15 protein-coding genes are annotated in these 22602 nt (G+C 69.2%); 9 read left to right on the top strand and 6 right to left on the bottom strand.

Annotated features, from left to right (window positions below; genetic code table 11):
• Positions 1–129: 129 nt before the first annotated feature.
• Positions 130–1209 (bottom strand): LacI family DNA-binding transcriptional regulator, encoded by a 1080-nt coding sequence (locus tag SK854_RS47340; RefSeq protein ID WP_319981770.1) that lies wholly within the window; start codon positions 1207–1209, stop codon positions 130–132.
• Positions 1210–1281: 72 nt separating this feature from the next.
• Between SK854_RS47340 and SK854_RS47335 the strand changes: the two genes are divergently transcribed.
• A complete protein-coding gene (locus tag SK854_RS47335; protein ID WP_319981769.1) occupies positions 1282–2445 on the top strand; it encodes an MFS transporter in 1164 nt (387 codons plus the stop codon).
• Here the strand turns inward: SK854_RS47335 and SK854_RS47330 are convergent.
• Positions 2423–2947: a hypothetical protein gene (locus SK854_RS47330; protein WP_319981768.1), complete on the bottom strand. Its 525-nt coding sequence runs from the start codon at positions 2945–2947 to the stop codon at positions 2423–2425. The two genes, SK854_RS47335 and SK854_RS47330, sit on opposite strands and share 23 nt — an antisense overlap.
• Before the next feature lie 34 nt (positions 2948–2981).
• On the opposite strand from SK854_RS47330, the gene SK854_RS47325 reads away from it, so the two are divergent.
• Positions 2982–4913 (top strand): cytochrome c oxidase assembly protein, encoded by a 1932-nt coding sequence (locus SK854_RS47325; protein WP_319981767.1) that lies wholly within the window; start codon positions 2982–2984, stop codon positions 4911–4913.
• Here the strand turns inward: SK854_RS47325 and SK854_RS47320 are convergent.
• From SK854_RS47320 to SK854_RS47310, 3 genes are read right to left on the bottom strand one after another with little or no spacing between them, the layout of a single operon-like run.
• The gene (locus SK854_RS47320) at positions 4910–5707 is read right to left on the bottom strand and encodes an ABC transporter permease (protein WP_319981766.1); all 798 of its coding nucleotides are present in this window, start codon (positions 5705–5707) and stop codon (positions 4910–4912) included. The two genes, SK854_RS47325 and SK854_RS47320, sit on opposite strands and share 4 nt — an antisense overlap.
• Positions 5708–5716: 9 nt before the next feature.
• The gene (locus SK854_RS47315; protein ID WP_319981765.1) at positions 5717–6640 is read right to left on the bottom strand and encodes an ATP-binding cassette domain-containing protein; all 924 of its coding nucleotides are present in this window, start codon (positions 6638–6640) and stop codon (positions 5717–5719) included.
• Positions 6633–7247 (bottom strand): TetR/AcrR family transcriptional regulator, encoded by a 615-nt coding sequence (locus tag SK854_RS47310; protein WP_319981764.1) that lies wholly within the window; start codon positions 7245–7247, stop codon positions 6633–6635. The genes SK854_RS47315 and SK854_RS47310 overlap by 8 nt, the downstream gene beginning before the upstream one ends.
• A 251-nt stretch (positions 7248–7498) precedes the next feature.
• Here SK854_RS47310 and SK854_RS47305 point away from each other — a divergent pair, with 251 nt between their 5' ends.
• From SK854_RS47305 to SK854_RS47290, 4 genes are all read left to right on the top strand, one after another.
• Positions 7499–7891 carry a single-stranded DNA-binding protein gene (locus tag SK854_RS47305; protein ID WP_319981763.1) on the top strand — a complete coding sequence of 131 codons (393 nt, stop codon included), beginning with the start codon at positions 7499–7501 and terminating at the stop codon, positions 7889–7891.
• A 261-nt stretch (positions 7892–8152) separates the two neighbouring features.
• Entirely contained in the window at positions 8153–9829 is a 1677-nt protein-coding gene (gene ettA, locus SK854_RS47300; RefSeq protein ID WP_319968020.1) for an energy-dependent translational throttle protein EttA, read from the top strand.
• An 18-nt stretch (positions 9830–9847) separates the two neighbouring features.
• The gene (locus SK854_RS47295; protein WP_319981762.1) at positions 9848–14395 is read left to right on the top strand and encodes a hypothetical protein; all 4548 of its coding nucleotides are present in this window, start codon (positions 9848–9850) and stop codon (positions 14393–14395) included.
• Positions 14396–14776: 381 nt separating this feature from the next.
• Positions 14777–19720 carry an NAD-glutamate dehydrogenase gene (locus SK854_RS47290; RefSeq protein WP_319981761.1) on the top strand — a complete coding sequence of 1648 codons (4944 nt, stop codon included), beginning with the start codon at positions 14777–14779 and terminating at the stop codon, positions 19718–19720.
• A 60-nt stretch (positions 19721–19780) separates the two neighbouring features.
• Here SK854_RS47290 and SK854_RS47285 read toward each other — a convergent pair whose 3' ends face one another.
• Complete coding sequence (locus SK854_RS47285) at positions 19781–20278, bottom strand: DUF2975 domain-containing protein (protein WP_319981760.1); 498 nt, start codon at positions 20276–20278, stop codon at positions 19781–19783.
• 85 nt (positions 20279–20363) lie between these two features.
• Between SK854_RS47285 and SK854_RS47280 the strand changes: the two genes are divergently transcribed.
• The 3 genes from SK854_RS47280 to SK854_RS47270 all read left to right on the top strand — a co-directional run bounded on the left by SK854_RS47280 (position 20364) and on the right by SK854_RS47270 (position 22602).
• Entirely contained in the window at positions 20364–20795 is a 432-nt protein-coding gene (locus SK854_RS47280) for an acyl-CoA thioesterase (RefSeq protein ID WP_319981759.1), read from the top strand.
• A complete protein-coding gene (locus SK854_RS47275) occupies positions 20788–21414 on the top strand; it encodes a hypothetical protein (RefSeq protein ID WP_319981758.1) in 627 nt (208 codons plus the stop codon). Before SK854_RS47280 ends, SK854_RS47275 begins: the two co-directional genes overlap by 8 nt.
• Before the next feature lie 75 nt (positions 21415–21489).
• Positions 21490–22602, top strand: a complete 1113-nt coding sequence (locus SK854_RS47270) for a low temperature requirement protein A (protein ID WP_319981757.1) — start codon at positions 21490–21492, stop codon at positions 22600–22602.

The raw sequence follows: 22602 nt of genomic DNA, 5'->3' as shown, positions 1-22602 counted from the left end.
TGGAGGGGTGCGAAAGTGACCACGACGCGTGGCCACCGGTGCCCCCACCGGACACATCGTCCGGAGTCGATCGACTGTTTCCGCCCTACGTCCAAACGGGTGACGAAAACTGTCTAAACGTGACGCGGATCACGTCCGTGGGGCCGTTGAGGCTCTCTCCACGAGGGAAACGTCGAGTCTCGTCGGCCGTGGCGGTCTCCCGCCGGCCAGTAATTTCAGCGCCAGTTCGCCGGCGCGGCGGCCCTTGTCGGCCAGGGGTTGACGCACAGTAGTCAGTGGCGGGTCGCTGTAGGCCGCTTCGGGGACGTCGTCGAAGCCGACGACCGAAATGTCTCCCGGGACGGTCAACGTCAGATCGCGGGCCGCTTGGAGGGCTCCGAACGCCAGTTGGTCCGACGTGCACAGCAAAGCGCTCGGGCGCGGCGTGCGGGTGAGCAACCACCGCGCGCCGAGACGTCCGAGTTCGCGATCACTGCCGCGCGCCTCCCACACCGGAACATTGTCCGGTTCCACCCCGGCTTTTGCCAAAGTGTCGAGGTAGCCGCCCAGGCGGTCGCGGCTCACGCGGAACGGCACGGCCGAACGGCGCTCGTGCGAGACCGGTCCGGATACTCCGTCCGGGTGCAGCGCGAAGGTCAGCACGCCGAACCTCAGGTGTCCCAGCGCCAGCAGGTGTTCCGCGGCCGCGGAGGTGCCGGTGTAGTCCTGCACCTCGACTCGCGCCGAGCCCGGCAGCACCGGCTGGTCGATCACCACGAGCGGCAGTCCGCGGGCGGCGACGGCGTCCAGGGCCGGTGCCGAGTCCGGCAGTGAGTAGGCGACCATCACGTCCGCCTGTGCGCGCGACACGATCGAGGGGCGCGGGCCGCCGGTGGAGTCGCCGGGCATCAGCACGAGGCTGTGGTCGTGGCCGTCGACCGTCTGGGCCAGGCCGTCGAGCACGATCGACAGGGCCGGATCCGAGAACGCGCCGGACAGGCCCTGCGGCAGCATGAAACCCACGGCCGCGGACGAACGGGTCGCCAGCGAGCGGGCGACCGGGTCGGGGCCCGCGTAGCCGAGAGACCGCGCCGTTTCGAGGATGCGTTCGCGCAACGACGACGACAGCTGGTCCGGCCGGTTGTACGCGTTCGACACCGTTGCCCTGGAGACCCCTACGGCCGCGGCGACGGTGTCCAGCGTCGGCCTGCGTCGGCGGTCGGAGTCCACGGACGCATCGTATGCGAGAGATCGCACCCCGATCGGTAGCGCTGCTGAAGCGCTTCAGTCATGCTGGATCGCATGTCTCCGCGCTTTGCCACGTTCGTCGTCTTCCTGTTGAACGGCGCTGTGTTCGGCACCTGGGCCTCCCGCGTGCCCGCGCTAGCCGGGCAGATCGGGGCGGACGTGGGCAGCCTCGGCCTGGCGCTGCTCGGGGCGAGTGCCGGCCTGGCGCTCACGGCGCCGTTGGCGGCACGGATCTGCGCGCTCTACGGGTCGCGTGGAGTCCTGATAGCGAGCAGCCTCCTCAGTCCGCTGCTTCTGCCCGTGCTCGCCTTGTCGCAGTCACCGCTGCAGTTCGGACTGACGTTGGTCGCTCTGGGCGCCAGCATCGCCATGATGGACGTGTCGATGAACATCGCCGCGGTCGTCGTCGTTCGCGCTCTGCAACGCCCGTTGATGCCGCAGTTCCACGCGGGGTTCAGCGTCGGTGGCCTCATCGGCTCGTTGGGCAGCGCCGCCGCCGCTCAGGCGCACTGGACGCCCATGAAGCACTTCCTCGTGGCCGCGTGCGTGGGTCTTGTCGTGACAGCGGTCATCGCGAAGACCATCCCCGGAGGAGTAGGGGAGCGTCATAGGGAAGAAGTCGCCGAACGCGCCAACGTGCTCAAGAGCCCGGTCCTCTGGCTGTTGGCGAGCGTCGCGCTGTGCAGTGCCATCGCGGAAGGGGCGGCGGCGGACTGGTCTGCGTTGTTCATGGTGCGTGAGCGAGGGATGGGCGACGCGGCAGGTGCCTACGCCTATGCGGGCTTCTCCGTCGCGATGGCGCTCGCACGGTGGTTCGGCGAACCGATCCAACGCCGCCTCGGCCCGCACCGCCTCCTCGCCGCGGGTGGTGGCCTCGCCGCAACGGGTCTGGCGCTCGCGGCCGTGGTCCCGTTGCCGGTGGCCGGGTACGTCGGGTTCGGCCTGGCCGGGCTGGGGCTCGCGTTCTCGTTCCCGGTGGTCATGGATCTGGCGAGCGAGACCGGCAAACGCGCGGACGGCAGCGGCGGCGAACGTCAACTCGGCCTCGTCACGACGATCGCCTACACGGGCTTCCTCGCCGGACCGCCGATCGTGGGTGGTCTCGCGCACGTCAGTTCCCTCGTGCTGTCGCTCGGGTTCGTGGCGCTCGTCACGGCGCTGATCATCCCGGCGACGTGGCTGGCCAGGAGGGCCGCTAGGCAGGCGGCATCCGTTTGAGCGCTTCCTGCCTGATCGGCTCCAGCGCGGAGGTCACCTTGCTCTCGGCGGAGCCACTGCCCATGCCGATGGCGACCATCAACGACTCGTCGCGCGTCACGGCGATGGTGGCCGTGCACACCATGTCCTTGTCCGCGGCCGGCCGGGTGCAGCTGAGCCAGGTGGCGTGCTTGGCGGTGTCGATCTCACGGCCTGCCGCCTGCGACTTCTTCGACTCGTCGAACGACCGGTAGGGGACCGCCACCAGCACGTATGGGCCTTCGTTGAGCGCGAAGAGGCATGAGTTCGCCAGTTCGGCGCGGGGCACGGGCTGGAACTTGAGCGTGCCGAGCGGCTTGAGGTCCTTCTCCGTCACCAAGGTGCACGGGTCCACGCCCGCGGTCTTGCGTGGCGTCGCGATGGCGAGAGGCGGCAGCGGCGCGGCGACGGGTTCGCCCTGGATCGAGTACGCGCAGCCGGTCAGCGCGAGCAGCACTGGCAGGAGGCGGAGAGAACGTCTCACACGGCGCAACACTAGAGCGTCGTAGGCTCCAGGCGTGCCAATCGAACGCTCCACCAAGACGGGTTTGGTGCCCCTCGTCGTCATCGGCTTCGCGGTGGCTTCCCTCGCCGCCGTCGCGCTCAGCTCGATCGAGAGCAACCCTCCAGTAGGGGTGCAGATCGTGCGCGTGCTGACCGAGACGGGTGCGGTGGTGACCATCGGCTCGTTGTTGTTGGCGGCGTTCCTCGTGCCACCGCAGAAGTCCGGCACTCTCGCAGCGGACGGGTACGCCGCGATGCGCACCGCCGGTTGGTTCGCGCTGGTGTGGCTCGTCGGTGCTCTGCTGTCGGTGCCGTTCACCACGGCGGCCGCGATCGACCGGCCGGTGAGCTCGTTCACCTTCAGTCAGATGATCGCGACGGCGATGCTGCTGGAGCAGTCGAAGGCGTGGCTGTTCACGGCGATCATCGTGGCGTTGCTCGCACTCGGCTGCCGTCTGGTGCTGTCGTGGGGATGGACGACGGTCCTGCTGTTCGGGGCGATCTTCGCGTTGGTGCCGGTCGCCGTCACGGGTCACTCGTCGTCGGGCGGGTCGCACGACATGGCGACGAACAGCCTGTTGTTCCACCTCGTCGCCGCCGTGCTGTGGGTGGGCGGCTTGATCGCGTTGCTCGCGCACGGCAGGCGTGGCGGTGCGCACCTTCCCCTCGCCGCGACGAGGTTCTCGAAGATCGCGCTGGTCTGCTGGATCGTCATGGCCGTCTCGGGTGTGGTGAACGCGCTCGTGCGCATCACGCCGGTCGACCTCGTGACGTCCACCTACGGCTGGCTGACGCTCGGCAAACTGGCGTGCCTGCTGCTGCTCGGCGTGTTCGGCTACTTCCAGCGCGAACGCGGCGTCAAGGGCGTGGTCGACGGCAAGCCGCACGCGCTGCTCAAGCTCGCCGGCCTCGAAGTCCTGCTGATGATGTTCACGATCGGCCTGGCCGTGGCGCTGGCCCGCACGCCTCCGCCCGGCGGCAGCACCGAACTGCCCAGCCGCACGGAGATCGCGATCGGCTACGACCTCGACGGACCGCCGACGCTCGCGGCCATCCTGTTCGACTGGCGCTTCGACCTGATCTTCGGAACCGCGGCGCTGGCCCTCGCCCTGTTCTACGTGCTGGGCGTGCGCAGGCTGACCAAGCGCGGCGACAAGTGGCCGGTGGGACGCACGGTCGCGTGGCTGTGCGGGTGTTTCTCGCTGCTGTTCGCGACGTCGTCGGGCATGGGCCGGTACTCGCCGGCGATGTTCAGCGTGCACATGGAAGCGCACATGGTGCTGTCCATGCTGACGCCGATCCTGTTCGTCCTGGGTGGACCGGTCACGCTGGCGTTGCGCGCGTTGCCGGTCAACAAGGAGGTGCCGGGTCCGCGAGAGTGGGTGCTGGCCTTCGTGCACTCACCGGTCGCACGGTTGCTGACGAACCCCTTCGTGGCACTGGGTTTGTTCGTCGGGTCCTTCTACGCGCTGTACTTCTCGGGGCTCTTCGAGGCCGCGCTGCCGTTCCACTGGGCGCACCTCGCGATGAACGCGCACTTCATCCTCGCCGGCTACGTCTTCTACTGGCCCGTGATCGGTGTGGATCCGTCTCCGAACAAGCTGCCGCCGCTCGGTCGGCTGGGGCTGTTGTTCGCGTCGATCCCGTTCCACGCGTTCTTCGGTGTCGTGCTGATGAGCTCCGCGACCGTCATCGGCGAGCAGTTCTACCGCGGCCTGGCGTTGCCGTGGGTGCAGAACCTGCTGGAGGACCAGCGACTCGGCGGCGGCATCGCGTGGGCGGCGGGGGAGATCCCGTTGCTGGTGGTCATGGTCGCCCTGCTCACGCAGTGGGCGCGGCAGGACGGCCGGGACGCGAAGCGGTACGACCGCAAGGCCGACGCCGATGGGGACGCCGACCTCGAGGCCTACAACGCGATGCTGAAGAAGATGGCCGGCAAGGACTAGACGGACAGCGGGCGGCGGAATCCGCGGACCGCGAAGAACGCGCCGATCATCGCGATCGCGCCGCTCGTGACCAGTGCGCCGAGCACGCCCGTGACTGGGTGGGCGAGCGCCAGGCTGCGGGCGGCGTCGACCGCGTAGGTCAGCGGGTTGACCTTCGCGATCGCCTGCAGCCAGCCCGGCAGGCCGTTGACCGGCACGAACGCGCTGGACGCGAACATCAGCGGGAACATCGCCAGGAAGCCCACGGTCTGCATGAGCTCCGCCTTGCGCACCCACGCGGCGATCGCGATGAACACCCAGCTCAGCGCCCATCCGACGACCAACGCGAGTCCCAGTGCGGCGAAGGTGCCGAGCATGCCGCCGTCCGGGCGGAAGCCGAACACCAGCACGCCGAACAGGATCATCAGCACCAGCTGGAAGGCGGTGCGGACGGCGTCGGACAGGTTGCGTGCCAGCAGAACCGTGCTCGGACGGATCGGCAGCGAACGGAACCGTGCGAGCACACCGTTCGACATGTCCTGCACGAGCCCGATGCCGGACGCGAGAGAGGACTGCATCGCGGTGTTCACGAGGATCGCGGGCAGCAGGTAGTTGATGTAACTCATGCCCGGCGGGAAGTTCGCCGTGGACGTGATGCTGCCGAAGATCTGGCTGAACAACGTCAGCATGATCAACGGCTGCAGGATGCTGAAGAAGACGAGTGCGGGCGTGCGCAGCAGTGCACGCAGTGAACGGCCGGTCAGCACGAGGACTTGCGTCGGGTAACTGCTGCCGTGCCAGGTCAAGGTCGCCATGATTTCCCCCTAGTTCGCGGCGAGAGTGAGGTAGACGTCGTCCAACGTGGGCTCCTTGAGGCCGATTTCGTGCGCCTCCAAGCCGTTGTCGTCCAACGCGCGCACGACCGTCGCAAGGTCGCGTGACCCGCTGACGGGAGTCGTGAGCGTGAGGCCTTCGGCGACGGGGTGGAGTCCGACGGAGTTGATGGCCGTCAGCGCGATGTCCACTTCGGACACCGAGTCGAGCGCGACGGTCACCGTGCGCTGGCCGACCTGGGCCTTGAGCTCGGAGCTCGTGCCGGACGCGACGACCTTGCCGTGGGACAGCACGGTGATCGAGTCGGCGAGCCGGTCGGCCTCGTCGAGGTACTGGGTCGTGAGCAGCACCGTCGTGCCGTCCGCGACGAGCTTCTCGACGATCTCCCACATCGCGAGGCGGCTGGCCGGGTCGAGGCCGGTGGTCGGCTCGTCCAGGAACAGCACCTCGGGGTTGCCGACCAGCGAAGCGGCCAGGTCGAGGCGCCGCCGCATGCCGCCGGAGTAGGTCTTGGCGTTGCGCTTGGCGGCGTCGGTGAGGTCGAACTGCTCCAGCAGGTCGTCCGCGCGCTGGTGGGCCTGCCTGCGGCTGGCACCGAGCAGGCGGGCGATCAGCACGAGGTTGTCGTGGCCGCTGAGCTGCTCGTCGACGGCGGCGAACTGGCCGGTCAGACCGATGCGGCTGCGGACCTCGTGGCTCTGCTTGACGACGTCGAACCCCGCGACCTTCGCGCTGCCGCTGGACGGCGGCAGCATCGTGGTGAGGAGGTTGACCAGCGTGGTCTTGCCGGCGCCGTTGTGGCCGAGCAGGCCGAGCACGGAGCCCTTCTTCGCGGTGACGCTCACGCCGTCGAGAGCGGTCACGTCACCGAACTTCTTGCTCACCTCGTGGGCTTCGATCATGAGCTCAGTCATTTGCTCCCCCTGGTTTGAGTGCTCCGTGCAGGAACAGCTCCACGAGCTGCTCCGGATCGACCGTGGTCTCGCCGAAGCCCTTGCCCTGCAAGCGGTTGGTGAAGACGAAACCGAGCAGCAGGCGGGCGGCGTGCTCAGGGCTGGTGCGCAGGTCCGCGTCGCTGAACAGCTCCGCGATCGCGTTCGAGACGCGCTGCATGCCCGCCTGCGGACCCTTGTGCTTCTCGTGGTCCTCCTGGCTCGGCTGGTAGCCGGACTCGCGCAGCGCGCCCATGACGCTCCACATGCGGTCCAGATAGCCGCTGACCGTGCTGGTCGCCTCCACGAGCCGCTTCTCGATGGACAGGTTCGCGGGCACCGCCTTGATGCGGGCCACTTCCTCGTCGGAGAGCAGGGCCCGCTGGATGACGGCGTCGAGCAGCTCGGCCTTGTCCTTGAAGACGCGGAACACCGTGCCCTCCGCGATGCCGGCGGCGGCGGCGATCTGGCTGGTGGTGACGTTCGCGCCGGCCTTCACGACGAGCGGCAGCGTGGCCTGGACGATCGCTTCGCGGCGATCTTCCGGGCTCATCGCGGGGGCGCGGCGGCGGCGTGGTTCCTCTGACACGTCCGCAACTGTATGAGTGAGTCCTCACTCATGTCAATGAGTGGGCGCTCACTCACTCGCTTGGCTCCAGCGCCGCACTAGCACGCACCCCCGACAATTCCGCGGTCCGAGGCTCTTCAAGATCTCGACCTGTCCACACCCCGCGAGTTGTCCACAGATCCGTCGCCACCCCGCCCGCACCACCCGCCTCCGGAGCAACCTGGACCAGAACCCCGCGACCTGGAGGCAGCCCGATGTCCTGGAATTCCACCGTGATCACCGTTGTTGGAACTGTCGTCAGCGAGATCACGTACAAGCACGGTGAGGACGGCAGGACGAACGCGTTCTTCCGCATCAACTCGACCGAGCGCCGGTACAACACGGCACTCGGCGACTGGGAGGACGGCGAGACGTTGTGGCTGGGCGTCTCGTGCTGGCGCAAGCTCGCCGACAGCGTGAAGACGACCCTGTCCAAGGGTGATCCCGTGATCGTCCAGGGCAAGCTGCGCATCCGTCATTACGAGAAGGACGACGTGAAGCGGCAGGCGTTCAGCCTGGACGCGTTGCACGTCGGGCTGGACTTGAGCCGGGTGCAGTCACTGGGCTCCGCCCCGCTCGTTGAACCGCGAGCCGGAGATCTCGCCGAGGAACCCGTTCCGTTCTGAGCCGTTCGGGGCAACCCGTGCCCGGACTTCGGGAACCCGCCCGATCCGGCGGCGGCGCCGGAGAAGATGTACGTACTGCGATCCACGAAGAAGGAGGGAAGCTCGTAGATCGGGGCCGCTGAGGACCGATCGCCGAGAGTCGTTCACGTTCGAACGGAACGGGCTGGTCACCGAGTCGCGTGACGCTCGATCCGGGGGTGGGCGGCCGCTTGTCGGCGACCGAGGTCAGGAGCCTCTGAGCACCGCTCTACGATCGCGACCATGGCCGAGTTCATCTACACCATGAAAAAGGTGCGCAAGGCGCACGGTGACAAGGTCATCCTCGATGACGTCACGATCATGTTCTACCCCGGCGCGAAGATCGGTGTGGTCGGTCCCAACGGCGCCGGCAAGTCGAGCGTGCTCAAGATCATGGCGGGGCTGGACACACCCGGCAACGGCGAGGCCTACCTTGCCCCCGGTTACACGGTGGGCATCCTGCAGCAGGAGCCGCCGCTCAACGAGGAGAAGACCGTCCTCGGCAACGTCCAGGAGGGCCTGGGCGAGATCAAGGTGAAGCTGGACCGCTTCAACGAGATCGCCGAGCTGATGGCGACCGACTACAGCGACGAGCTGATGGAGGAGATGGGCAAGCTCCAGGAGGAGCTCGACCACGCGAACGCGTGGGACATCGACTCGCAGCTCGACCAGGCGATGGACGCACTGCGCTGCCCGCCGCCGGACGCCGACGTCACCAAGCTCTCCGGTGGTGAGCGCCGTCGTGTCGCGCTGTGCAAGCTGCTGCTGAGCAAGCCCGACCTGCTGCTGCTCGACGAGCCCACCAACCACCTGGACGCGGAGAGCGTCCTGTGGCTGGAACAGCACCTCGCGCAGTACACCGGCGCCGTGCTCGCCGTCACCCACGACCGGTACTTCCTGGACAACCTCGCCGAGTGGATCCTCGAGATCGACCGCGGCAAGACCCACCCCTACGAGGGCAACTACTCCACGTACCTGGAGAAGAAGGCCGAGCGTCTCGCGATCTCGGGCAAGAAGGACCAGAAGCTGCAGAAGCGGCTGAAGGACGAGCTCGAGTGGGTGCGCTCCGGCGCCAAGGCACGCCAGGCGAAGTCCAAGGCGCGTCTCGACCGCTACGAGGAGATGGCGGCCGAGGCGGAGAAGACCCGCAAGCTCGACTTCGAGGAGATCCAGATCCCGCCGGGCCCGCGTCTGGGCAACGTCGTGGTCGAGGCCGACAAGCTGAAGAAGGGCTTCGGCGACCGGGTTCTGATCGACAACCTGTCGTTCACGTTGCCGCGCAACGGCATCGTCGGCGTCATCGGTCCGAACGGCGTGGGCAAGACGACGCTGTTCAAGACCATCGTCGGCCTGGAGGAGCCGGACGCCGGCAACGTGAAGGTCGGCGAGACGGTCCTGCTGTCCTACGTCGACCAGAACCGCGGCGGCATCGACCCGAAGAAGAACGTGTGGGAGGTCGTGTCCGGCGGACTCGACTACATCCACGTCGGCAACGTCGAGATGCCGTCGCGCGCGTACGTCAGCGCGTTCGGCTTCAAGGGCCCGGACCAGCAGAAGCCCGCCGGCGTGCTGTCCGGTGGTGAGCGCAACCGCCTCAACCTCGCGCTCACGCTCAAGCTCGGCGGCAACCTGATCCTGCTGGACGAGCCGACCAACGACCTGGACGTCGAGACCCTCGGTTCGCTGGAGAACGCTCTCGAGCAGTTCCCCGGCTGCGCCGTGGTCATCTCCCACGACCGGTGGTTCCTCGACCGCGTCGCCACGCACATCCTCGCGTGGGAGGGCACGGACGAAGACCCGTCGAAGTGGTACTGGTTCGAGGGCAACTTCGAGGGCTACGAGAAGAACAAGCTCGAGCGCCTGGGTGCCGACGCCGCGAGGCCGCACCGTGTCACGTACCGCAAGCTGACACGGGACTGAGAGGGCAACGGCGACGTCGTGGCGGCGAGGGGCGAGGCGCAGGCGAACGTCGAGGTGAGCACGCTGGTCGTGCCCGCCTGGATGCTGCGTTGGCGGGCACCGGAGCTCGCTCTGGTGCTCGGTGAGCGCGCACTCGCGCTCGCTGCCACCCGCCGCGACGAAGCCGACCGCCTGCGGGCGGAGTCGCTGGTGGTCTTCGCGAGCAATCGCGTGGGCCGCGGCGTCCGCATCGCCGACAGGGCGATCGACGCGCTGAAGGCGGCCGAGGCCGCCGGTGAACACGAGACCGCGTGGCTGCTGCGGGTCGAACTCGCGGCGTGCGCGCGGTCCGTGGGAGCCCCGCTGACGGGGTTCGCCGCGGTCACGCCGGTGCTCGAAGCGCCGGACGTGCCCGCGGAACTGCGGGCCTCAGCTTTGGTGCAGGCCAGCGAATGCCTTGTGACGGTCGGCCGCGGCGACGAGCCCACGCGGGCTCTCGCCGAGGCGGACCAGCTCTACGTCGCCGACACGACGCTCGACGACGACACGCGTCTGCTGCTGCGCGGTCTGATCCGCGCGGTGCAGGCCGCGCAGCACCGGCGGTGGGGCGATCTCGCCGCCGCCATCGGTGCCGCACGCGAAGGCCTCGACCTGCTGAACAGGTTCTCCGATCCGTGCGCGGACAGCGGCCAGGCAGCCGGCCGGCTCACGCTGGAACTGGTGCTCTCGCTGATGGACGCGAACCGCCTGCTCGACGCGAGCGACGTGGGCACCCCGATGCTCGATCTCCCGGTGCGCGCGCCGTCGGCGTCCACGACGGGGTGGTTGCGCCTGGCTCTGGCCACGCGCGTGCACCTGCCCGCCGGCAGGGTCGCGCTGGCCCGCGAGATGCTGCGCGAAGCCGCGGCGAGCGCCGAACGCCACCAGCTAGACACGTTGCTCGCCGAAAGCCTGCTCGCGCTGGCCCACGTGCACGAGGTGTCCGGAGAACTGGCCGACGCGCTGAAGAACCTGCGCTCAGCCCACGCCGCCGAACGCCGCCGTGCCCGCGCCGTCTACGCGGTGCGCGCCCGGCTCGCCGCCGAGTTCGCCGGTGTCCACCGCCAGCCGGCCGACCTGCACCAGCAGCTGGCGAGCGTGCTCCGCCCGATCGAGGGCATGCAGGTGGTCACCGACGGCGTGCTGACCGCCGCACTGAAGCAACAACTTCGGCAGTGGCGCCAGGTCCAGGTCCGCAAGGGCGATGGGCTGAAGGTCAAGCGCGTCCGGCGCGCTGCCGAAGACATGACCGTGGAAGGTTTGTCCGCGGCCCGACAACACGCCGCCGACCGGTGGCGCATGGTCCAGCCGTTCGGCGAGCCCGATGACAAGACCCCGGAACCAGTGGAACTGCCACCCGAATCCCTGCCGTCATCTGATTCCCCCTCCTCTGACCGCACCGTCCCCGCCTCCGGCCTGATCGCGTCCGCGGGAGCCATGGTGAGCGGCCGCCGCCGCGCCGCTCGCGTGGCCGCCGGCGAGATCGACGACGACCGGCCCACCACGATCGCCGAAATCCCCATCACACCAGCACTTCCAGAGCCCGAGCCGCAGCCGCAGCTCACCGTCGAGCAGGAACGCAAGCGCAAGGTCGAGCAGCAGCTCATGGAGTTGCAGCGCGAGGCCCGCCGCCAGATCGAGGCGGAACGCCAGGCCCGCGCCGAACAGCGTGCTCAGGCCGAACGCGAAGCCCAGGCCGCCGAGGAAGCCGCGCGCCAGGAGGCCGCTCGCGAAGAGGCGGCCCGCCAGGAGGCAGCGCGTCAGGAAGCGGCCCGCGAAGAGGCCGCGCGCCAGGAAGCCGCCAGGCAGGAAGCCGTCCGCCAAGAAGCGGCGCGCCAGGAACTGGCCCGGCAGGAGGCGGCCCGCCAGGAGGCCGTGCGCCAGGAGGAGGCCCGCCGCGAGGCGGCCCGCCAGGAAGCGGTCCGCCGGGACGTCGCCCGTCAGGAAGCGGCGCACCAGGAAGTCGCCCGCCTGGCCGTGGAACGCGAGGAGGCGGCCAGAGAAGCCGCCGCCCGCGAGGAAACGGCCCGCGCCGAGGCCGCCGCGCGCGACGAGGCGTCGAGCTCCCAGTCGGAAAGCGTGCTGGACATGCTCAAGGCCCAGGGCCTGCGAGCAGGAGGCCGCCGCCGGGCCCGCGACGCCGAACCCCAGTCCGACACCCCGTCGTGGCGCGTGGAACCCCCATCGGGCCTGCGCCAGACCGACGCGGCGGCAGAACCCGTGCAGCCGCGGAACTTCTTCGCGGACTCGCCCGGCCCGGCCCGGCCGGACTACCTCTCGGACCAGGACACCCCGGACGGCCCGACCCGCTCAGGCCTGTCCGCGGCGTTCTCCCGTGCACCGGCGGCCCCGGACTTCGGTCCGCACCTCGACGAGCCGGCCTACCCGCTGCACACCCCGGCAGGAGGCTTCCCGACCGCCACCGCGGACCCGGACGAGCGCAAACTCCCCGACCTGGACTTCAGCGGCCTCGACTTCAGCACCCCGAAGCCGAAGCCCGCCATCTCCATTCCCATCCCGCCCGCTCCCGCGGAACACCCGGACGAGGACCCGGAGCCCGAACGCAAGCCGCTCCCGTCCATCCCGGACCCGATCCCGTCCGTGCCGACCCCGGCCGAGATCCCGCAGGCCCCGGAACCGGACCTGATGTCGACCACGTTCCTGAGCTCGGCGGACATGGACGACGACACCTCGGACGTCCCCACGACCCCGGTACGGGTGCAGTCGGCGGACGAGCAGCCCCGGCCGACGTTCGGCACCCAAACCAGCTTCGGCACGCAATCCACTTTCGGCAGCCAGGCTTTCGGCACCCAGCCGGGTTTTGGCTCCGGTGCCGGCTACAGCACGCAGCCCGCGTCGCCCGACCAGGCAACGTCATCCGAAGCGGCCGCACAGCCAGACCTCGCGACCCAGTCGGCCGGCTTCGACTCGGCGGGCTCCGAGGCACCGACCGAGACAGGTTTCCGCGCGGTCGCCCAGCCCGACCAGGCCACCACGAACGCCCCCGGCGATCGGACGGGCCGTCCCAGCAGCCGCCGCAGGCCGAGCGACCTGAGCCTCGCCGACCTGCTGGCCGAAGCACTGGTCGCCTACGAAACGGGCCGCCGCTCCGACGAGGAACAAGTAGAAGCGGCAGACCTGAGCGCCCCGCACTGGTCAGCCGACGAACCAGAGCCGGCAGCCACTCCCGACCGCGCCACCGAACCCGAGCCGTCCACCACTGCGGACGCCCTCTTCGGGACAGGAGAGTCGTTCGGCGAACAACGCCCCTCGGCAGAAGGCGCGACGACAAACTCCCAATCCGGCTCGGACACTCCTTTCAGCCAGGGCAGCCCCTTCAGCCCGCAGTTGGGGCGGTCAGCAGAGGCCAGGCCCTCCTCGGACGAGCTCTTCGAGCAGAGCCGGCCCTTCGGTTCCCAGGAGCCCGCAGCCGCGGACCAGCCCAGCTCGGAGGCGCTGTTCCGGACGGGCTCGTCCTTCGGCGCGCAGCCCGACCAGGCGGCGGATGTCCCGCCCGGTGATCGGCAGAACGCCGCCGCGGACACCTCGTCCGGTTCGGATGCGTTGTTTCGGCGGGATGAGTCGGTCGGTGGCCGGCACGAGTCACCGGCAGAGCCCCAGCCCGGCTCGGACGGACTGTTCCGGCCTGGCCGGTTCGGCTCCCAGCAGGACCCGGCGGCGGAAGCCTCGTCCAGTTCGGAAACGTCGTTTCGGCCCGGTTCGTCGTTCGGCTCCCAGCACGACGTGGCGGCGGACACCTCGTCCAGTTCGGAGCCGTCGTTTCGGACCGGTCTGTCGTTCGGTTCGCAGCAGGACTCCACAGCGGACACAGCGTCTGGTTCGGAAGTGTCGTTCCGGCCGGGGCGGTCGTTCGGCGCGCAGCAGGATCCGGCGGCGGAAACCCAGCCCGGTTCGGACGGACCGTCGCGGCATGGCCGGGACGGCTCCCAGCAAGATCCTGAGGTGGAAGCCGGATCCGGTTCGGAGACGCCGTTTCGGACTGGTCTGTCGTTCGGCACCCAGCAGGACTCCGCGGCGGACTTCCCGTCCGGTTCGGACACGTCGTTTCGACCGGGTTCGTCGTTCGGTTCGCATCAGAACTCGGCGGCGGACACCTCGTCCGGTTCGGACGCGTCGTTCCGGCCTGGCCAGTCCTTCGGTTCCCAGCAGGATCGCGCGGTGGGAGCCGAGGCTTCCTCGGACGCGCTGTTCGGCTCGAACCGGTCGTTCGGCACGCAGTCGGTGACGGAAGCCCAGACCGGCTCGGACACCTCCTTCAGGCCAAGCCGGCCCTTCGGTTCCCCGCAGCCCCCGGCGGAGCCCGAAAGCCGGTCGGTCACGGACCTCGCCTTCGACACCACGCCGTCGTTCGGCACGCCCCAGCCGAACCAGGAGTCGTACTTCCTCTCCAAGCCGCCCGCGGAGTCCGAGCAGGAGAAGACCGGGCCGATCGCCCCGGTGCGTGCCGCGCCGGACAGCGAGACCACCGGTCCCATTCGCCGCGTTCGTCCGGACGGGCCGGCGGGCTGGACGTTGCCCGGGGCGTGATGGTGGCCAGCACCACACCTCAAGCCTTGCCCAACCCCGTCCGGCCGGTGGCGGGGGAGAAGTCGCGGGAGCGTCGGGACGGCGACCTGGAGTGAGCGGGTCGGTGATCTCCCGCGGTTCGGTCGTGGTCACACCCATGATCGGATGAATGCCGTGGATCGGCCGGGTGCCGGGTCTGGTGGAGGTTGCCGGAGCCGACTGGTGTCCCGGCGCGTCGCACGATGCGGAAACCCTTGTCGCCACTGATGATGTGACTCGATTCAGCCCACGATTCAGTGGTTCGTCAGTGCCCCTCCCGTTGCCGGTGACGGCCGCCACCCCATCTAGGGTGGGGTCGGACCCGGCACACAGAGGTGCCGGATAGCGTGGAGTCGCCTGAAGATGACCTCGACTGGAGCCCCGACCCGAACCGACGACGTCTCCGCGGCCCCCGCCGCGGGCGATGACAGTCGACCGGCCAGTCCTGAGCAGGTCCGTGACGAGCTGATCGAACGGGCCGCCGCCAATGCCCCCGAACTCGCTGATCTGATCCGCCTGTTCTACCGCCACGTGCCCGCCGAGGAAGTCAACGACGACGACCCGGTGGACCTGGTCGGAGCGGTGCGGTCGAACTACCAGCTCGCCGAGAGCCGCGTTCCCGGACGCGCCGCGGTGCGCATTCTGAACCCCACCCGCGGGACCGACGGGTGGCAGTGTCCCGTCACCGTCGTGCAGGTCGTCACGGACGACATGCCGTACCTGGTGGATTCGGTCGCGTCCGAGCTCACGCGTGGTGGTGTGCAGGTGCAGCGCGTCGTGCACCCGATCGTCGTCGTGCGGCGTGATCCGGTCACCGGGGAGCGCATCGAGGTGCTGCCGACGGCCGATCCGGCCGATCCGCCCTCGGACGCGCTGGCCGAGTCGTGGATGAACGTCGAGGTCGACCTCATCACCGACCCCGATCGTGCCCGCGAGCTCGAGACCCGCCTGCTGACGGTGCTGACCGACGTCCGCGAGGTCGTCGAGGACACCGACCGCATGGTCACGACGGCGCTGCAGCTGGCAGAGGAGCTGGAGAAGGACTCGTCCGAGGCCACCACGGACGGCTCGAAGCTGCTCAAGTGGCTCGCGGACGGGCACTTCACGTTCATGGGCTACCGGCAGTACGAGCTGGTGCAGGAGGGCGGCGAACCCGCGCTGCGGGCCGTGCTCGCGAGTGGGCTCGGCGTGCTGCGCCAGGACAGCCTCGCGGCGCGCAGCCTCACCGCCGGGCCGGACAACGGCGCGCAGGCGCTGAGCCCCGACCTGCTGGTGCTGACGCAGGCGAGCGCGCAGAGCAGCGTGCACCGCAGCGTCTACCCCTACTACGTCGGCGTGAAGACCTTCGACTCCGAGGGCAACGTCTCCGGCGAGCACCGGTTCCTGGGCATCCTCAGCACCACCGCGCTGCACGAGGACGTCCTCGACATCCCGGTGATCGAACGCCGCGTGCGCGAGGTCATCCACCGCGCCGGCTTCCCGCTGCAGTCGTACTCGGGCCAGCGGATGCTCGAGGTGATCCAGAACTACCCGCGCACCGAGCTGTTCTCGGTCGACGCCGACACGCTCTACCAGACGACGACGGGCGTCATCGCGCTCGCGGAACGCCGCCGGCTGCGGTTGTTCCTGCGCCGCGACCCGTTCGGCCGCTTCTTCTCCTGCCTGGTCTACCTGCCGCGCGACCGCTACACGACGACGAGCCGCCTCGCGATGCAGGAGGTGCTGCTCGCCGAGCTCGGTGGCCTGAACCTCGAGTACAGCGCGCGCATCGGCGAGTCCGCGTTGGCCCGCGTGCACTTCATGGTCCACACGGAGCCTTCGCGCACGCTGGAGCCGGACGTCCACGCGATCCAGGGCAAGCTGGCCGAGGCCATCCGCAGCTGGGACGACCGCATGGTCGAGGCCGTCACGGGGGACAGCGGCGAGCTCGGTGCCGAGTCGGCCACGGAGCAGGGCCAGCGGTTCGCCGCGGTCTTCCCGGAGGCCTACAAGGAGGACTTCAACGCCGCCATCGGCCTGGAGGACTACCGGCGCATCGAGGCGCTCGTCGAGGGCGACCTCGACATGGTCTTCTACGTGCCGGAGGACGCCGAGCCGGGTGAGCGGCGGTTCAAGCTGTTCCTGACCGGTGAGGGCATCACCCTGTCGGACGTGCTGCCGATGCTGCAGCGCATGGGCGTCATCGTGGTCGACGAGCGGCCGTACGAGATCGCCCGCGAAGACGGTGTGCAGTGCTGGATCTACGACTTCGGCCTGCGCATCGACAAGGCCGCGCTCGCGCAGCTGTCCGAGTCCGACCTCGACCAGGTGCGCGTGCGGTTCCAGGACGCGTTCGCCGCCGTCTGGCGTGGTGAGGCCGAGGTCGACAGGTTCAACTCGCTGGTGCTGCAGGCCGGGCTCACCTGGCAGCAGGCCGCGATGTTGCGCGCGTACGCGAAGTACCTGCGCCAGGCGGGCACGCCGTACTCGCAGGACTACATCGAGGACGCCGTGCTCACTCACACGAGCGTGGCGATCGCGCTGGTCGCGTTGTTCGAGGCCAGGTTCGACCCGCGGCTCGACGACTCCACGCGCGTCGACCGCACCGAGACGATGGTCGTCGAGACCGGCAAGCTGATCGACGACGTGACGAGCCTCGACGCCGACCGCATCCTGCGCAGCCTGCTCACGCTGATCAACGCCACGCTGCGGACGAACTACTTCTTCCGCGACGCCGACGGCAACGCCCGGCCGTACCTGTCGGTCAAGCTCGACCCGCAGGCCATCCCGGACCTGCCGGCGCCGCGGCCCAAGTTCGAGATCTTCGTGTACTCGCCACGGGTCGAGGGCGTGCACCTGCGCTTCGGCAGCGTCGCGCGTGGTGGCCTGCGCTGGTCCGACCGCCGCGAGGACTTCCGCACGGAGGTGCTCGGCCTGGTCAAGGCGCAGGCCGTGAAGAACGCGGTGATCGTGCCGGTCGGCGCCAAGGGCGGCTTCGTCGTCAAGAAGCCGATCGCCCCGACGGGCGACCCCGGCATCGACCGCGAGAACTTCATGTCCGAGGGCATCGCCTGCTACAAGATGTTCATCTCGGGCCTGCTCGACCTCACCGACAACCTGATCAACAACGAGGTCGTGCCCGCGCCGCAGGTCGTGCGCTACGACAGCGACGACACGTACCTCGTCGTGGCCGCGGACAAGGGCACCGCGACGTTCTCCGACATCGCGAACGGCGTGAGCCAGAGCTACGGCTTCTGGCTCGGCGACGCGTTCGCCTCCGGTGGCTCGATCGGCTACGACCACAAGGCCATGGGCATCACGGCCAAGGGCGCGTGGGAGAGCGTGAAGCGCTCGTTCCGCGAACTCGGTGTGGACACGCAGACCGAGGAGTTCACCGTCGTCGGCATCGGCGACATGTCCGGTGACGTGTTCGGCAACGGCATGATGCTGTCCGAGCACATCCGGCTCGTGGCCGCGTTCGACCACCGGCACATCTTCATCGACCCGAACCCGGTCGCGGACACGTCGTTCGCCGAGCGCGTGCGGCTGTTCACCGTGCCGCGCTCGTCGTGGGACGACTACGACCGCTCGCTGATCAGCGAGGGCGGCGGCATCTTCCCGCTCACGGCCAAGTCGATCCCGATCTCCGAGCAGGCCCGCGTCGCGCTGGGCCTGCCGGAGGGCGTGGTCAAGCTGTCGCCGCCGGAGCTCAAGAAGGCGATCCTGCTCTCGCCGGTCGACCTGCTCTGGAACGGCGGCATCGGCACGTACGTCAAGGCGTCGACCGAGTCGCACGCCGACGTCGGCGACAAGGCGAACGACGCGATCCGCGTCGACGGCGCCGACCTGCGGGTCAAGGTCGTCGGCGAGGGCGGCAACCTGGGCCTGACCCAGCGCGGCCGCATCGAGTTCGCGCGCGCCGGCGGCAAGGTCAACACCGACGCGCTCGACAACTCCGCCGGCGTCGACTGCTCCGACCACGAGGTCAACATCAAGATCCTGCTGGACCACCTGGTCCGGGAGGGGTCGCTGGAACAGTTGCAGCGCAACGAGGTTCTCAGCGAGATGACCGACGAGGTCGGCGAGCTCGTGCTGGCGGACAACTACTCGCAGAACAACGTCCTCGGCGTCAGCCGGGCGCACGCCGCACCGATGCTGTCGGTGCACGCGCGTCTCACGGCCGACCTCGAAGCTCGCGGCGCTCTCAACCGCAAGCTGGAGGCGATGCCGAGCGCGGCGGAGTTCAAGGCGCTGGAGAAGAACGGCCAGGGCCTCACCTCGCCGGAGCTCTCGACGCTGCTCGCCTTCACCAAGCTCACGCTGAAGGAAGAGCTGCTGGCGAGCGAGATCCCGACGATCGACACGTTCAAGAACAAGCTGCCGGACTACTTCCCGACCTTGTTGCGCGAACGCTTCGGCGCGGCCATCCCGAACCACCCGCTGGCGAAGGAGATCATCACCACGGTCGTCGTCAACGAGGTGGTCGACGGCGGCGGCGTGTCCTACGCCTTCCGCCTGGCCGAGGAGATGAGCGCGTCGGCGACCGACGCGGTCCGCTCCTACGCCGTGGTCACCGAGGTCTTCGACCTGCCGTCGATCTGGCGCGAGATCCAGGCGCTCGACAACGTGGTGCCGACGGAGGTCCAGGACAGCATGGTCCTGGAGACCCGCCGCCTGCTGGACCGCGCGTCCCGCTGGCTGCTCTCCAACCGCCCGCAGCCGCTGCCGGTGGGATCGACGATCAACCGCTTCCGCGGCGTGGTCGAGGAGCTCAGCCCGTACGCCTTCGACCTGTTGCAGGGCAAGGAACTGGACGTCGTCGCGGGCAAGGCCGACCGGTACGTCGAACAGGGCGTCCCCGCCGAGCTCGCCCGCAAGGTCGCGGCGCTGCTCTACATGTACGGCCTGCTCGACGTCACCGAGATCGCCGAGCTCGCCGAACGCGAGTTCGGCCCGACCGGTGGCGCGGGCCCGGAGCGCACGCACCGGGAGACGGCCGAGCTGTACTTCTCGCTGTCCGACCACCTCGACATCGACCACATGCTGGACTCGGTGACGAACCTGGAGCGCGGCAACCGCTGGCACGCTCTGGCCCGGCTGGCTCTCCGCGACGACTTCTACTCGTCGCTGCGGGCCATCTCCGTCGACGTGCTCAGGGCGAGCGACGAGGGCGACACGGCGACCGAGAAGATCGCCAAGTGGGAGCAGGCCAACGCTTCCCGCCTGGCGCGTTCGCGCGGTGCGCTGGAGGAGATCAACCGGGTCCACCAGCTGGACCTGGCGACCCTGTCCGTCGCCGCCCGCCAGGTGCGGAGCATGGTCCGCTAGCAGGAGCACGAACGAGAACCGGGGCGTCGCGGAATCCCCTCCGCGGCGCCCCGGCGTTTCTCAGACGACCTGCTCCAGTTCCGCGCGCTGGGCGATCGCCCTGCCGAGCCACTGCCGTCCGATGACGACCAGCAACGCGACACCGATCGCCGCGATCGTGCCGACGGCGGAACCCATCCACAGCCCGAGGACCTCCATGCCGTCGGCGGGCGAGGGGATGTCCGCGAACGTGACGTAGACGAACAGCGACGCGAGCACGGCGCCACCGCCGGCGATGGCGCCGATCGCGATGTTCGTCCACAAGAGCGCGCCGGACTCGAACACGGTGCCCTCACCCGCCCGCTGCAGCATTCCGCCCAACGCCATCGCGAGGACTTGAAGGCACGCGATGAAGACGATCGCGAAAACCACGAACGGCAGCCGCACGGACTCGTAGGGCGGGAAGAGTTCGACCTCGCCCTCCGCGGTCCCGGGGATCACCACGACCTGCGCGAACAGGCCACCGAGGACCGCGACGGCGAGCAGGGTCTGCAGGAAGAACACCACTACGCGAGACATAGATCGAGTATCGAGAGCTGCCTATCGATTTTCAATCGGCTGGTGTGGAGGTCCTGTGAAGGTTCGTGGACGGTAGGGTCCCTGCATGGGTGTCTTCGTCACTGGTGTGCGGCCGCGATGGTCGGACATGGATGCGTTCGGCCACGTCAACCACGCGAACACGGTGACGTTGCTCGAAGAGGCCCGCATCGAGCTGCTGTTCACCGAGGCGGCCCGCCACGGGGTCAAGGAACTGGCCGAGGGCATGGTCGTGGCGAAGCTCGTGGTCGAGTACCTCGCGCCGATCGTGTTCACCGGCGAGGACGTCCTGGTGGAGATGTCGGTGCGGGAGCTGAAGTCCGCGTCGCTGACGCTCGACTACGTGGTGCGCGGCAGCCGCGACGTGAACAGCCCCGTGGTGGTCAAGGCGGAGACGCTGATGGCGCCCTACAACGTGACGACAGCACGACCGCGCCGGCTGACCGAGGCCGAGCGCGATTTTCTCGCCGGGTGGCGGGCAGGGGGAAACGGTGCCTGAGCTGGTGTTGGCCGACGCGGCCGAGAGAGACGACCTCGGGGCGTTCGCCGCGCGGGCGGTGCGGCTCGACGCGCAGACCGTGGTGCGGCTGCGCAACCGCGACGAGAAGCTGCTCGACGCGTGGGTGGCCACGCCGTTCGACACGCTCGCCACGCGAACCGTTGCGGGACAAGCGACTCCGGCGGACGTCACGGTGTCCGGGTCGGAGCTGCTGACGGGCCTCGCGGTCATGCGTGACGAACGCATCGACCCCGGCCCGGCCAAGGACCTGATGTGGCGCTCGGCCCTGCCGCCCGCGGAGGGCTGGCTGGTGGTCGACCGGCTGCCGGTCGAGGTCGTCGCGAAGATCGCGGACGAGGGCGTCGAGGTGGCCAGGGAGAACACTGGGCCGCAGGGGACGCCACCGGCCTCGTTGCTGGACCAGACGGTGCTGACGGTCAGCGGGTCCGGACTGGACGTGAAGATCGCGCTGCGGGTCCTGTTCGCGTTGTCGGGCATGGGTTTCCTCGGCGAGGACGGCGACGTCCGGGTGACCGCGACCGACTCGTGGCTGCGGATCGACGCCCGCTACGGCGCGGTCGTCCGTCGCCGCCACTCGATGCTGCCGCTGCTCGTCTGACCTGGAGTTAGGTCCAGGTTCGTCGCCGCTGAATTCGTGACGCGGCAAGAGGATGCGCGTGGCACGATGTCGCGCGTGTCCGCCGAACCGCAGCAGGAGACCGAGTACCGGGTCTCCACCCTGGAACTCTTCTTCGACCTGGTCTTCGTCTTCACCATCACGCAGCTGACCCAGAAGCTGGCCGATGACATGTCGCCGGCTGGGTTCGGGCAGGTCCTGCTCATGCTGTTCGTGATCCTGTGGATGTACTTCGGGTACGTCTGGCTCACGAACTCCGTTCCGCCGAACACCACGCTGCGGCGGGTGCTGCTCATGTGCGGCATGGGCGGGTTCCTGATCATCGCGCTGGCGATTCCCTCCGGGTTCGCCGCCGCTGGGCCCGCGTTCGGGGTCGGATATCTGATCGTGAACTTGGTTCACTCCGGACTCTTCATCTCGGCGGGCGGTCCGGGGTCGGCTGCGGCGATGGCACGGCTGGCGCCGTTCAACCTCGGCTCAGCGGGCCTGGTGATGGCGGGCGGGTTCCTGCCGCCCGTCTGGCGAGCCGCCGCCTGGTTCGCTGCCGTGGTGCTCATGGTCGTGTCGCCGTACGTGAACCGGCGGCACGGGGAGTTCCGGATCAGGCCGGTGCACTTCGTGGAACGGCACGGGCTCGTGGTCATCATCGCGATCGGCGAGTCGATCATCGCGATCGGCATCGGGGCGGCCGGCCTGCCGCTCAACCTGCAGCTCGTCGTGGCGGCGCTGCTCGGCCTCACGCTCGCCTACCAGCTCTGGTGGTGCCACTTCGGCAGGGAGCAGGACATCCGCGCCGAGCACAGCCTGACGGACATGACGCAGTCCGAACGGGCACGCGCGGCGCTGTCGGCGTTCGGCTGGGCGCACGTACCGATCCTGCTGGGCATCATCGTCGTGTGCGTCGGCATCAAGAAGACCATCGGGCACGCCGCCGAGCACCTCTACCTCAGCGGGGCCCTCTCACTCGGCGGGGGAGCGGCGATCTTCCTGTTCGGCGAGGTGCTCTTCCGGCACCGGATGGGCATCGGCACGAACAAGTGGCGCATCTCCGCCGCGGTGCTGGCGCTCGCGACGGTGCCGATCGGGCTCTGGCTCGCGATCGCTCAGGTGGCCGCGCTCGTGCTCGTGTTCGGTGCGTTGCTCGCCGTGGAGGACAAGCTGCGGGCGTGA

This window comes from Lentzea sokolovensis (genome assembly GCF_033949975.1).
GTDB classification, from domain to species: domain Bacteria; phylum Actinomycetota; class Actinomycetes; order Mycobacteriales; family Pseudonocardiaceae; genus Lentzea; species Lentzea sokolovensis.
The sequence above is the reverse complement of the archived record's forward strand: the minus strand, read 5'-3'. Positions and strand labels throughout refer to the sequence as shown.